Raw genomic sequence first — 13,098 nt, forward strand, 5'->3', positions numbered from 1 at the left:
TGAAAGCCGCCAACTGGTCGGCCGCGTCCGGCGCCCGGCGCTCGACGAGGGCCTCACTGACGAAGCGCGACAGGCTCTGCCCGCGCTTGGCCGCCTCGACGCGGGCCCAAGCGAAGAGATCGTCTTCGAGGGTAATGGTGAGGTTCTTCATGGCCGATCCTCGCGAGACCCGAGATATCCTGTCCCCGTGTTTTCGTGTCAATTCTCGAACTCAACCGGGCTTGCCCGACCCGGCCCCCTCGCCGACGCCCTTGACGTCGTCCCAGCCGCGCCCCGCCATGGCGAGGTGGACCTTGTTCTGGAAGCTCGCATCCTCGCCGGCCGCGAGCAGCGCGATGTGGTCGGCGATGGCGCGGTCGAGGTCGTCGACCCAGGCGCCCTCGCCCTTGCCGAAATCGTTGAGCACGTAGGCGTGGACCAGGGCCTTGTCGCCCGGATGGCCGATGCCGAGGCGGACCCGGCGATAGTCGTTGCCGCACTGGGCCGTGATCGAGCGCAGGCCGTTATGCCCGGCATTGCCGCCACCGAGCTTCACCCGGAGCTTGGCCGGGGCGAGATCGAGCTCGTCGTGGAGCACGATGACGTCGGCCAGCGCGATCTTGTAGAAGCGCTGCGCTTCCGCGACCGAGCGGCCGGACTCGTTCATGAAGGTCTGGGGCTTCAGGAGGATCGCGCGCTCGGGGCCAAGAGCCACCTCGGCGATCTCGCCCTGGAACTTCTTCCGCCACGGCCCGGCGCGATGGACGCGCGCGATCTCGTCGACGGCCAGGAAACCGATGTTGTGGCGGTTGCGGGCGTAGCGGGAGCCGGGATTGCCGAGGCCGACGATCAGGCGCATGGCGCGAATGTTCCTGCCGGAAGGGGGGCCTGGAAACGGGAATGCCCCGGCCTGACGGCCGGGGCATCCTCAGGGACGTGAAACCGGGGGGTGCCCCGGGTCTCAGTCCTCCTTCTTCTCGTCCTCGGCGGCCTCGGCGGCCTCCTCGATCTTCTCATCGGCGGCTTCGGCCGACTGGGCCTCGGCGATGGCGGCCTCCTCGGCCTCCACCTCGGCGCCGAGCACCGTCGGCGGCACGACGTTGGCGACGGTGGCATCCGGCTCGCCCGTGAAGGTGGCGCCCGCGGGCAGCTTCACGTCGGCGATGTGGATGATGTCGCCGATCTCGCGACCGGTCAGATCGACCTCGATGGCCTCGGGGATCGCGTCGGGGGCGACCTCGAGGGCGAGGGTGTGGAGCACGATGTTGAGGGTGCCGCCGCGCTGCTTGATGCCGGGGGCCGCCTCGTCGTTGATGAAGTGCACCGGCACCTCGACGGTGATGGACTGGCCGGCGACGACGCGCAGGAAGTCGACGTGCAGCGGCACGCCGTTCACCGGGTCGAGCTGGAAGTCGCGGGGAATCGCGCGGGTCTTCTTGCCGCCGGCGTTGATCTCGAACAGCGTGGTCTTGAACCCGCCGGCGTAGATCAGGGTGCGGGTGCGGATGAGGTCGATGGCGATGGCCTGCGGGGCCTGGCCGCCGCCGTAGATGACGGCGGGAACTTGGCCCTGGCGACGAACGGCCCGGGCGGCCCCCTTGCCGACCCGGTCGCGTGCCACGGCCTCAAGCGTCTTGACTGCGCTCATGGCGTGATCCTTCAAACGTTGAAAACAAGCCGGGGAACAACGAAAAGCCGCCCGAAACGGACGGCCACACCGAACCCCGATTCGCGCCCGTGCCTCCAAGGGTGTCTGGCGGGCGCGGGTTGCCTATAGCCTGCGGGACACCCTGCGGCAACCCGGCGCGACGCCCCTCCCCCTACTTCCCCCCCACCGCCATGGCGCGGCGGGACTCGGCCTGGCCGCTGACCTCGCCGAAGTAGCGGCTCGAATCGCCGAGCTGCACCGAGGGCTGGCAGTTCGGCGTGCACGAGTAGGATTCGCGATCGAGGCCGCGCTGCACCGTCACGACGGCGGCCTGGGGCGCCTGAACCCGGATGGTCGATTCGGCCAGCATGTTGCCGCCCCGGTCGAGGGCGATGAGGTTGGTGGAGCCGAAGCTCTTGCCCGTGAGGATGAGGACACCGTTCTTCTGCAGGGCCACGTCGGCGATGATCGGATTGCCGACGATCACCGTCTGGGTGGTCTCGGGCAGGCGGATCACCTTGGCGTTGTCCACCGTCACGGCGACGATGGTGGGGGCCTCCTGGGCCGTGGCCGGCGCGAGGGCCCCGCCGAGCGCGAACGCGGCGAGGAGCAGGCCCGCGGCTCCGGCGGCGTTCCGGGATAGTGCTTTGCGCTCGTCCATGGGGGGATCACTCGTGGCTGCGGACCCGCGCGGGCTGGGACGGCGGTCAAACGCCTTCGTCGAACTGACCGGGACCCAAGCACGACAATGGTAAACGGCGCCCTAAGTCCCGGCTCCGGACCACCCGCCGCGCCCGCGATGATCGGGGCGGGAGCCGGTGGCGGCCGGAGCGTCATCGGACACCGGCGAGACGACGGCGGGCCGCCCCCGGAAGAGCCTGACCTTCACGTTGCTTTTACCATGGGAAAATTGCCTCAAATGCCGCCGCGTTTCAGCGGCGCGTTTAACCCAATTGCAATGTGGCCCCGGCAATCTCCGTCCTGTCGCCGGACGGAACAAGTTGATCCTCGACGGCACCGCTTTTCCACCTGGTCGAACGAAGGATCCAAGACCATGACGAACCTCTTCAAGCGCTTCGCCTCCGATGAGTCCGGCGCCACCGCCATCGAGTACGGCCTGATTGCCTCGCTCATCGCCGTTGCGATCATCGCCGCGTTGGGTAGCGTGTCGACGTCGCTTAAGAACTCGTTCACGAACATCGCTGGCAAGCTGGATGCAGCGCGTTAATTGCCGTAATTTGCTTGGCGATTGCGCTAAAACCGTCAATCGAGACATGGATTTTAACTTCCGTGGCATCAAGCAAAGATTTTGAAGGGTTTGCTGGGGGCGTGACGACCGGTCACGCCTCCTGCCTTTGTCGTTTGCCGCCATGCGGAGGCTTTTACATACCTTTCGCAGCACCACCGTGGCCCTCAAATTTTGAGAACTGGCGGTGATGAACCGTTCTCTAAAACATCCTTAGCTCGGAAGCTTCACCATGGCCGCCGCGAGTGTTCTCATCGTCTTCCCGTTTCTGATGGTCTACGCCGCTGTCAACGATCTGCTGACGATGCTGATCCCGAACCGGATCACCCTCGCCCTCGTCATCGGCTTCGCCGTCGTCGCGGCGAGCTTCGGGTTGGGATGGACCGAGGTGGCGTCCCATGCGGGGGCCGGTGCCCTGGTTCTCGCCATCACCTTCACCCTGTTCGCCCTCGGGCATATCGGCGGCGGCGACGCCAAGCTTGCCGCGGGCACCGCCCTGTGGATCGGCTTCGATCACCTCCTCGACTACCTCACCCTCGCGGCCCTGGCCGGCGGAATCCTCACCCTGGCGATCCTGGCCCTGCGCGCGCAGCCCCTGCCCATGTTCATCGGGCCGGCCCTGCCCCGGTTGCCGTTCCTGCTGCACCTCCACGACACCCGCACGGGCGTGCCCTACGGCATCGCCCTCGCCTTCGCGGCCGTGCTGGTCCTGCCCGAGACGGCGATCTGGTCGCGGGCCCTCAGCCTGTGATGCGACGGCGGAGTCGATGCACCCTCGCCACCGGCAGGGCGAGGCGCGCAATTCGTCAGAAAGTCTTAACCCTAATTTGAGGAATCCAGGGGCATCCTGATCGGGCGCGGCGCTCTGCCGCCCCACAGGTTCATCCCCGGCAATGAAACCCGCCCGCCTTGCCGTCCTCGCCATCGCCCTGGTCACCGGCGGCCTCGCCGCCTTCCTGATGAGCGGCGACGACAAACCCCCGGCCCCCGTGGTCGAGGCCGCCCTGCCGCCGCCGGCCCTGCCGACCACCGACGTCCTCGTGGCCGCCGCCGAGCTGCCCATGGGGCAGAGCCTCCAGGTGGCGGACCTGCGCTGGCAGGCCTGGCCCGATCAGGCGGTCACGGCCGGCTACATCACCCGCACCAATCGGCCCAAGGGCCTGGAAGACATCGCGGGCTCCATCGCCCGGTCGGCCTTCCTCTCGGGCGAACCGATCCGGCCCGAAAAGCTCGCCCGCTCGGACGGCGGCTTCATGGCCGCCATCCTGCCCTCCGGCATGCGGGCGGTGGCCATCGTCACCGACACCCGCGGATCGAGCTCCGCCGGCGGCTTCATCCTGCCCAACGATCACGTCGATCTCATCCGGACCTTCCGCGACGAGGAGGCCATGCAGGCGGGCGCGACCGAAACCCAGATCTCGGAGACCGTCCTGACGGATATCCGCGTGCTGGCCGTCGGTCAGATCGTGCAGGAGAAGAACGGCGCCAACGTCGTCACCGGCGAGACCGCGACCCTGGCCCTCACCCCGGCGCAGGCCGAGATCGTGACCCTGGCCCAGAAGGTCGGCCAGCTCTCCCTGTCCCTGCGCAGCCTCGCGGATGCCGGGCGGGGCACGGACCCGGCGCCCGAGGCCCGGGCCGATGCGGGCGTGACGGTGGTCCGCTTCGGCGTCTCCAAGCAACAGTCGCGGCGCTGATGGCTCCGGCGAACGCGATGACAGGGGTTTCATCCATGACCATCCGATCCCGGAGCGGCGCCCGCCACCTGCCCGCTCTCCTCAGTGTGGGCGCCTGCCTCCTCGCCGGTCCCGCCGCGGCCCGGCCCATGGCCGAGCTCGCCCCCGCGCCGGTCCTCGCCGTCGGCTCGAACGAAGCGGCGACCTCGCGCAAGATCGAGCTGACCATGGGCCGCTCCATCGTCATCGACCTGCCGCGCGACGCCAAGGAGGTGTTCGTCGCCAACCCGAAGGTCGCCAACGCCGTCGTGCGCTCGACCCGCAAGGTCTTCGTCATCGGCATGGAGGACGGGGCGACCTCGATCTTCATCATGGACGGCGAGGGCCGCCAGATCACCGCCCTCGACGTCACCGTGGCCCGCGACCTCCAGCTCGGCGCGCTGCGCCAGATCCTGAGCCAGAGCATCGCGGGCGCCCGGTTCGACATCCGCACGGCGGGCAGCTCGATCATCCTGTCGGGCAGCGTCGCCTCGGCGGCGGAGGCCTCCCAGGCCATCGACATCGCCAACGCCTTCGTCGGCCAGTCCGGGTCGGCCGGGGCGGGCGGCGCGGCGATGGGCGCCGCCGCCGGCAGCACCCCGACCCGCGGCACGGTGATCAACAACATCACCATCCGGGGCCGCGACCAGGTGATGCTGCGCGTCACCGTGGTGGAGGTGTCGCGCACGGTACTGAAGCAGTTCGGCATCAACATGAGCGGCAACTGGTCGGGGTTGAACCTCGTCAACAACGCGCCGTTCGCCCTGAACGGTAGCGCCTTCCCGAACGGCAACGTTCTGAGCGGCACCGTTTCTGGTACGGGTGGCGCGAGCCTCACGGCAACACTCCGGGCCTTCGAGCAAGCGGGCGTCTCTCGGGTGCTCGCCGAACCAACCCTCACGGCGATTTCCGGCGAATCGGCGAAGTTCACCGCGGGCGGACAGATTCCGGTCCCGGCCAACCTGTCATGCGTGCAGAATGTTGGCGTTCAAACCTGCACGCCGTCCATCTCGTTCAAGCCTTACGGCGTCAGCCTGACGTTCACTCCCGTGGTGCTTGCCGAGAACCGGATCTCCGTCCGTGTCGGTACCGACGTGACCGAGATTGACCAGACGAACGCGATCAACCTTGGCCAGGGTGGCACCAGCTTTCCCGTCCCGGGCTTCACCGTGCGCAGCTCGGAGACCACCGTCGAGCTCGCCTCCGGCGCCAGCATGATGACCGCCGGCCTGATCCAGCAGCGCAACAAGGCCACCATCTCGGGCCTGCCCGGCCTGATCAACCTGCCGATCATCGGCGCCCTGTTCCGGTCGCGCGACTACCAGCGCCAGGAGACGGAGCTGATGATCATGGTCACGCCTTACATCGCCAAGCCCATGGAGGCGCGCCAGCCCGCGCGGCCCGACGACGGCTTCGTCGATGCCCAGGACGCGCAGGGCATCCTGCTCGGCCGCCTGAACCGCCTCTACGGCGTCGCCGGCGCCAGCCCCCTCGGCCCGGCCTATCGCGGCCGCGTCGGCTTCATCACCGACTGAGCCTGCGCGTCCGACGCAAGCCCGCCCGACACAGACCCGGCCCCCGTTCCGCCAGGACCCCCACCATGCTCCCGTCCCCCTCGCCCAAAACCCTGGCCGCCCTCGCCGCCCTGGCGGCGCTCCTGGGCGCCTGCCAGAACCGCGCCCCGGCGACGACGGGCTCGCTCTACCCCACCGACTACCGGGCCCGGCACCCCATCGCCCTCGCGGACGCCTCGCGCAGCCTCGACGTGTTCGTCATCGGCACCGGCCATATCGATCCGCGCCAGGCCGCCGACATCGACGCGTTCCTCCTCGAATTCCGGCGCTACGGCCGCGGCACCCTGGTCCTCGACCTGCCGCGCGGGGTCGCCCCGGCCGTGGGCGCCGCCGTGGAGCGCACCGGCGCAGCGATCCGCCGGATGGGCATCGAGAGCGGGCTCGCGCCGGGCCAGGTCGTGGTGACGAACTACCTCGTGACGAGCCCGTCCCTGGTCGCCCCCCTGCGCCTGAGCTTCCAGCGCATGGAGGCCAAGGTCGCGAGCCAGTGCGGGCTGTGGCCACAGGATCTCGGGGTCGGGGATGCCGGCTTCACCGGGCGCAACGAACCCCATTGGAACCTCGGCTGTGCCACGCAGTCGAACATCGCCGCCCAGGTCGCCGATCCCATCGACCTCGTCCGGGGCCGTCCCGAGGGGCGGATCGACACCATCCGGCGCACCAAGAACATCGAGAAAATGCGTAACGGAAATGATCCGTCAATTCCCTGGCGCCAGGATGGCAAGGCCGACGTGAAATCCCAGCTCTCCCAGTAGGGTTTCCCCGGGCGTCCCCGCCCCGGGGGCACTTTCCAGGGACTTGGTGCCAAGGACTTGGCGCCCCGACCGAACACCGCGAGCCCGATGCGCGCCCCCCGGGGCAACCTGAACCGGAACAAGAGCCATGGTCGACCCGAACCAGACACCCGAGCGCCTCATCGCCCCGGTGCCGCGGATCACGATCCAGGCCTTCTGCGAGACCCAGGACACGGCGGCCGTGATCGAGGCCGCGAGCTCCGACCGCCGGATGCAGAAGGCCCACGTGAAGGTGCAGATGGGCGGGGGCGCCGCCGCGGTGGAAGCCTATCGCCATGCTCCGACCCCGAACGTCATCGTCATCGAGACGCAAGGGGCGAAATCGCGCCCCATCGAGTGCCTCGATTCCCTGGCGGAGGTCTGCGACCCCGGCACCAAGGTCGTCGTCATCGGCCACGTCAACGATGTCCTGCTCTATCGCCAGTTCATCCAGCGCGGGGTGAGCGAGTACCTCATGGCGCCCGTCGATCCCATCGCGCTGATCCAGGCGGTGTCGGACCTGTTCACCGCCCCCGGCGCCAAGCCCGTCGGCCGCACCATCGCGGTGGTGGGGGCCAAGGGCGGGATCGGGGCGTCGACCCTGGCCCACAACCTCGCCTGGACCATCGCCCGGGAGCAGGACACCGCCACTGTCATCGCCGACCTCGACATCGCCTTCGGCACCGCGAGCCTGAACTTCAACCAGGACCCGCCCCAGGGCATCGCCGAGGCGGTGTTCGCGCCCGAACGCCTCGACGCGAACCTCCTCGACCGCCTGCTGTCGAAGTGCAGCGACAATCTCAGCCTGCTCGCCGCACCCGCGACCCTCGACCGGACCGTGGACCTGTCGGAACAGGCCTTCGACGCCGTCATCGACCTCCTGCGCGGCACGGTGCCGTGCGTCGTCCTCGACGTGCCGCATGTCTGGTCCGCCTGGACCAAGCGCCTCCTCGTCTCGGCCGACGAGATCCTGATCGTGAGCGCGCCCGAACTCGCCTCCCTGCGCAACACCAAGAACATGCTCACCCTGCTGCAGCAGAACCGGCCCAACGACCGCAAGGCGCGCGTCGTCCTCAACGGCGTCGGCATGGCCAAGCGCCCCGAGATCAGCGTGGCCGAGTTCGGCAAGGCCCTCGACATCCCCATCACCGCGAGCCTGCCGTTCGATCCGGCCCTGTTCGGCACGGCGGCGAACAACGGCCAGATGATCGCCGAGGTCCAGGCCGGGGCGAAGGCCACGGACGTGCTCTCGGACATCGCCGCCATCCTCGTGGGGCGTCCCGAGACCAAGCGGTCGCGCAGCACCCTCCTGGAGCCGCTCCTGTCCCGGCTCCAGCGTCGCAAGGCCTCGTGATGCGCGTGACCGACCCCACGGCAGGAGGACGCCATGTTCGGTAGGCGTCAGGGTGCGGCGGCCGCGCAGGTCGCCCCGATGCACCTCGCCCCGCGCGCGGCGACCCCGCAGCCCGTCTACGAGGAACCGGCGGGGCGCCCGCGCGTCGAGGCGCCCAAGCCGGTCCAGCCCGTGGCGGAGGCGGCGCGGTCCGACGACTATTTCCGCACCAAGAGCATGATCTTCGGCGCGCTGATCGAGGCCATCGACCTCGCCCAGCTCGCCCGCCTCGACGCGGAATCGGCCCGCGAGGAAATCCGCGACATCGTCTCGGAGATCATCGGCCTCAAGAACATCGTCCTGTCCATCAACGAGCAGGAGGACCTGCTCGACGACATCTGCAACGACGTCCTCGGCTACGGTCCCCTCGAGCCGCTGCTCATGCGCGACGACATCGCCGACATCATGGTCAACGGCGCCAACCGGGCCTTCATCGAAGTCGGCGGCAAGATCCAGCTCACCAACGTGCGGTTCCGCGACAACCAGCAGCTGATGAACATTTGCCAGCGCATCGTCAGCCAGGTCGGGCGCCGGGTCGACGAGGCCTCGCCGATCTGCGACGCGCGCCTCCCCGACGGCTCGCGCGTCAACATCATCGCGCCGCCGCTCGCCATCGACGGCCCGGTCCTGACCATCCGCAAGTTCCGCAAGGACAAGCTCACCCTCGACCAGCTCGTCACCTTCGGGGCGATCTCGCCGGAGGGCGCGCGCATCCTGCAGATCATCGGCCGGGTCCGCTGCAACGTCGTCATCTCGGGCGGCACCGGCTCGGGCAAGACCACGCTGCTCAACTGCCTCACCGCCTATATCGACCACGACGAGCGCATCATCACCTGCGAGGACGCGGCCGAACTGCAGCTCCAGCAGGCCCACGTGGTCCGCCTCGAGACCCGCCCCCCCAACATGGAGGGCTCGGGCCAGGTCACCATGCGCGACCTCGTCAAGAACTGCCTGCGCATGCGCCCCGAGCGGATCATCGTCGGCGAGGTCCGCGGCCCGGAGGCGTTCGACCTGCTCCAGGCCATGAACACCGGCCACGACGGCTCCATGGGGACGCTCCACGCCAACTCGCCGCGCGAGGCCCTCAGCCGCCTCGAATCCATGATCACCATGGGCGGCTTCACCCTGCCCTCGCGCACCCTGCGCGAGATGATCTGCGGCTCCATCGACATCATCGTCCAGGCGACCCGCCTGCGCGACGGCTCGCGGCGCATCACCCACATCACCGAGGTGATGGGGATGGAGGGCGACGTCATCATCACCCAGGACCTGTTCCTCTACGACATCCTCGGCGAGGACCAGAACGGCAAGCTCATCGGCCGCCACCGCTCCACCGGCATCGGCCGCCCCCGGTTCTGGGAGCGGGCGCGGTACTACGGCGAGGAAAAAGCCCTGGCCGCCGCCCTCGACGCGGCCGCCGAGCCGGAGGCCGACCTGTGACCGCCGCCCGGATGCGCCCCCTGCCCCGCGCCGTCGCGCCGGTGGCGCCATGAACGCCAACCTGCCGCTGGCCGCCGGACTCGCCGCCGTGGCCGCCGGCGCCGTCGCCTGGGCCGTGCTCACCCCACTCCTGTCGGGGGAGAAGCGCGTGAGCCAGCGCCGGAGGGCCGTCAGCGTCGTGACGCAGGCCGGCAGCGCCCGCGCGGTGACCACCAGCCGCCGCGAGCAGGTCGCGAAGAGCCTGAAGGAGATCGAGGCGAAGAAGGCCGGCACCCGCGTCACCCTGGACCTCAAGATCGCCCGGGCCGGCCTGAGCTGGACCAAGGAGAAGTACTACGTCATCTCCGCCGTGCTGGCCTTCGTCGTCGGCGCCGTGGTCTTCCTCGGCACGGGCAGCATTCCGGCGGGAATCGCGGCGGTGTTCGCCGGCGGGATCGGCCTGCCGATGTGGTTCCTCGCCCACTGGCGCAAGCGCCGCATGGCGCGCTTCATCGACGAACTGCCCACCGCCATCGACATCATCACCCGCGGCGTGCGCTCCGGCATCCCGGTGGGCGACTGCTTCCGCATCATCTCGCGCGAGGCGGAAGAGCCGATCCGCTCGGAGTTCCGGATGGTGGTCGAATCCCAGACCCTCGGCCTGTCGATCAGCGAGGCCCTGGTGAAGATGTACGAGCGGGTCCCGGTCTCCGACGTGAACTTCTTCGCCATCGTCATCGGCATCCAGGCCAAATCCGGCGGCAACCTGTCGGAGGCCCTGGCCAACCTCTCGCGCGTCCTGCGCGAGCGCAAGAAGATGGCCGGCAAGATCCAGGCGATGAGCATGGAGGCCAAGGCCTCGGGCGGCATCATCGCGGCTTTGCCCTTCGTCGTCGCGACCATGACCTACATCGCCAGCCCCGACTACATCTCCCTCCTGTGGACGACGGATATCGGCAAGCTCGGCCTCGTCGCCTCGGCGATCTGGATGTCGCTGGGGATCTTCACCATGAAGAAGATGATCGCCTTCGACTTCTGACCCGCGCGCGACTTCGCGAAAGCCCACCATGCTGGACACCCTCGCCACCAAGATCACCGACCCGCGCGTCCTCGGAATGGCGCTCAGCGGCATCGCGGCCGCGGCCACCGCCTTCGCCCTGCTGCAGCCGCTGTTCGAGCCGGACCGCCTCGGCCGGCGCATGAAGATGGTGGGCGAGGAGCGCGAGGAGCTGCGCCAGCGCGAGCGCGACCGGCTGTCGAACACCGCCGCCAAGGCGACCCTGCGGGTGGCGCCGAAGGCCTACATGAAACGCGTGGTGGAGCAGTTCAACCTCGGCCGCTGGCTCGGGACAGAGACGGCGCGCCAGCAGCTGCTCATGGCCGGCTACCGCTCGCCCGGCGCCGAGACGGGGTTCCTGTTCTTCCGCATGGTGACGCCCATCGGCATGCTGGCGGCGGCGATCCTCTACCTGTTCGTCCTCAAGGTCATCGACCAGCCCGTGGCGATCCGGACCATGATGGTGATCGCCGCCGTGCTCTTCGGGATCAAGCTTCCCGAACTCTACCTCCACAACGCCACCAAGAAGCGCCAGACCGAGATCCGCAGGGCCTGGCCCGACGCCCTCGACCTCAGCCTGATCTGCGTCGAATCGGGCATGTCCATCGAGAACGCCTTCCGGCGGGTCAGCACGGAGATCGCGACCCAGTCCATCGTGCTGGCCGAGGAGCTCGCCGTGATGACGGCCGAGCTGTCGTTCCTGCCCGACCGGCGCCTCGCCTTCGAGAACCTGGCCAGCCGCACGGGCCTCGACCCGGTGAAGGCGGTGACCACCGCCCTGATCCAGGCCGAGCGCTACGGCACGCCCGTCGGCCAGGCCCTGCGCGTGCTCTCCCAGGAAAGCCGCGACACCCGCATGAACGAGGCCGAGAAGAAGGCCGCCGCCCTGCCGCCCAAGCTCACCGTGCCGATGATCCTGTTCTTCCTGCCGGTGCTGTTCGTCGTGATCCTGACCCCGGCGATGATCCAGGTATTCAAGTAGTCACAGCCCCTACGGCGGAACGGCTCGGTCGCGCTTGCGTGTCGCGAAAGAGAAAGGCGACGCGCGGGTCCCCTCTCCTTCCAGGCAGGGCGATCGCAGATGACCGCCGGTGTCATTCCGGGGCGCCGCAGGCGAACCCGGAATCCAGAGCCGCCGACAGCGCAAAACTTTGCAAAACCGGTGTATCTGGTTCCCGGGTTCCGCTGCGCGGCCCCGGGATGACAAAGCGTTGCGGGCGTTCTCAAGGTCCTAAACGCCATCTGCGATCGCCCTGCCTTTCAGGAGAGGGCACACCGCCGCGACCCCGCGATTCGATGCGGCCCCGCGAAGGGTCACAGCCCCGTCTCGGCGATGTGCAGGGCCACCAGCTCGTCGAACGACGCGTCGCCGGAAAAACCCAGGGCCAGGGCGCGCTCGGTGGCGAAGGCTTCGGGCCAGGTCTCGACGATGGCGCGGATCGCCGGATCGGGCTCCCGCCGGATCAGCGCGACGGCCCGGTCCCCGGCGGCCCGGCGCAGGGCCTCGATGGCTTCCGCCACGGTGACGGACAGGCCCGGCATGGTCAGGTTTCGGCGGGTGCCGAGGGCCGAAAGATCGAGGCGTGCGGCGTGGAGCAGAAAGTTCGTGGCCGCGCGCGGGCTGGCGAACCAGTGGCGCACGGTGTCGGGCACGGGCAGGATGGCTTGCCTGCCCGCCAGGGGCTCGCGGATGATGCCGGAGAAGAAGCCCGAGGCGGCGCGGTTGGGCAGGCCCGGCCGCACGCAGATGGTGGGCAGGCGCAGGCCGATGCCGTCGATGATGCCGCGCCGGCTGTAATCCGACAGCAGCAGCTCGCCCATGGCCTTCTGGGTGCCGTAGGAGGTCGCCGGGGTCAGGATCATGTCGTCGGGGATGACGCCCGGCAGGGGCGGCCCGAACACGGCGAGCGACGAGGTGAACACCACCCTGGGACGGTAGCCGTCGCCGACGCGCCGGACGGCGTCGAGGAGCAGGCGGGTGCCGTCGAGGTTGACCCGGTAGCCCTTCTCCAGATCGGCCTCGGCCTCGCCCGAGACGATGGCGGCGAGGTGGAAGATCACGTCCGGCCGCCCGGCGACGGCGGCCTCGGCCCCGCCGGGGGCCGACAGGTCGGCGGCGGCGCAGCGGGCCACGCCGCTGAAGCCGTCCGGGTGTTCGGGGGCTGCGATGTCGACGAGGGTCAGGGCGTCGAAGCGGCCTTCCGCCACCAGGGCGGCGGTGAGGCGGCGGCCGATCATGCCGGCGGCACCGAGGATCAGGGCGTGCATGGGGCGTTCCTTTCGCGGTCGCTGGG

The 13,098-nt window shown here is 69.3% G+C and carries 13 protein-coding genes; 9 read left to right on the forward strand and 4 right to left on the reverse strand.

Features of this window, described 5'->3' with window-relative positions; all coding sequences use genetic code 11:
* Window positions 1-211: 211 nt before the first annotated feature.
* The 3 genes from pth to ASF28_RS14655 all read right to left on the reverse strand — a co-directional run bounded on the left by pth (window position 212) and on the right by ASF28_RS14655 (window position 2,288).
* Window positions 212-838: an aminoacyl-tRNA hydrolase gene (gene pth / locus ASF28_RS14645; RefSeq protein WP_056093844.1), complete on the reverse strand. Its 627-nt coding sequence runs from the start codon at window positions 836-838 to the stop codon at window positions 212-214.
* 102 nt (window positions 839-940) lie between these two features.
* Window positions 941-1,627: a 50S ribosomal protein L25/general stress protein Ctc gene (locus ASF28_RS14650; protein WP_056093847.1), complete on the reverse strand. Its 687-nt coding sequence runs from the start codon at window positions 1,625-1,627 to the stop codon at window positions 941-943.
* A gap of 172 nt (window positions 1,628-1,799) precedes the next feature.
* A complete protein-coding gene (locus ASF28_RS14655; RefSeq protein ID WP_056093848.1) occupies window positions 1,800-2,288 on the reverse strand; it encodes a pilus assembly protein N-terminal domain-containing protein in 489 nt (162 codons plus the stop codon).
* A 393-nt stretch (window positions 2,289-2,681) separates the two neighbouring features.
* On the opposite strand from ASF28_RS14655, the gene ASF28_RS14660 reads away from it, so the two are divergent.
* The 9 genes from ASF28_RS14660 (at window position 2,682) to ASF28_RS14700 (ending at window position 11,786) form a co-directional block, all read left to right on the forward strand.
* On the forward strand, window positions 2,682-2,855 hold the full coding sequence (locus ASF28_RS14660; protein WP_056093851.1) for a Flp family type IVb pilin: 174 nt from the start codon (window positions 2,682-2,684) through the stop codon (window positions 2,853-2,855).
* A 250-nt stretch (window positions 2,856-3,105) separates the two neighbouring features.
* Entirely contained in the window at window positions 3,106-3,624 is a 519-nt protein-coding gene (locus tag ASF28_RS14665) for an A24 family peptidase (protein WP_056093853.1), read from the forward strand.
* Between the two features lie 142 nt (window positions 3,625-3,766).
* Window positions 3,767-4,570, forward strand: coding sequence for a Flp pilus assembly protein CpaB (cpaB, locus tag ASF28_RS14670; RefSeq protein ID WP_056093856.1), 804 nt, complete (start codon window positions 3,767-3,769; stop codon window positions 4,568-4,570).
* A 35-nt stretch (window positions 4,571-4,605) separates the two neighbouring features.
* A complete protein-coding gene (locus tag ASF28_RS14675; protein WP_056093858.1) occupies window positions 4,606-6,123 on the forward strand; it encodes a type II and III secretion system protein family protein in 1,518 nt (505 codons plus the stop codon).
* 65 nt (window positions 6,124-6,188) lie between these two features.
* Complete coding sequence (locus ASF28_RS14680; protein WP_056093861.1) at window positions 6,189-6,917, forward strand: CpaD family pilus assembly protein; 729 nt, start codon at window positions 6,189-6,191, stop codon at window positions 6,915-6,917.
* A 127-nt stretch (window positions 6,918-7,044) separates the two neighbouring features.
* Window positions 7,045-8,289 (forward strand): AAA family ATPase, encoded by a 1,245-nt coding sequence (locus tag ASF28_RS14685; RefSeq protein WP_056093865.1) that lies wholly within the window; start codon window positions 7,045-7,047, stop codon window positions 8,287-8,289.
* Between the two features lie 33 nt (window positions 8,290-8,322).
* Complete coding sequence (locus ASF28_RS14690; RefSeq protein ID WP_056093868.1) at window positions 8,323-9,768, forward strand: CpaF family protein; 1,446 nt, start codon at window positions 8,323-8,325, stop codon at window positions 9,766-9,768.
* 49 nt (window positions 9,769-9,817) lie between these two features.
* On the forward strand, window positions 9,818-10,786 hold the full coding sequence (locus ASF28_RS14695) for a type II secretion system F family protein (protein WP_056093870.1): 969 nt from the start codon (window positions 9,818-9,820) through the stop codon (window positions 10,784-10,786).
* A gap of 28 nt (window positions 10,787-10,814) precedes the next feature.
* The gene (locus tag ASF28_RS14700) at window positions 10,815-11,786 is read left to right on the forward strand and encodes a type II secretion system F family protein (RefSeq protein WP_056093873.1); all 972 of its coding nucleotides are present in this window, start codon (window positions 10,815-10,817) and stop codon (window positions 11,784-11,786) included.
* Window positions 11,787-12,118: 332 nt separating this feature from the next.
* Here the strand turns inward: ASF28_RS14700 and denD are convergent, their stop codons facing one another.
* Entirely contained in the window at window positions 12,119-13,072 is a 954-nt protein-coding gene (gene denD, locus ASF28_RS14705; RefSeq protein WP_056093876.1) for a D-erythronate dehydrogenase, read from the reverse strand.
* Window positions 13,073-13,098: the final 26 nt, after the last annotated feature.

Source organism: Methylobacterium sp. Leaf99 (assembly GCF_001422375.1).
Classification (GTDB): Bacteria; Pseudomonadota; Alphaproteobacteria; order Rhizobiales; family Beijerinckiaceae; genus Methylobacterium.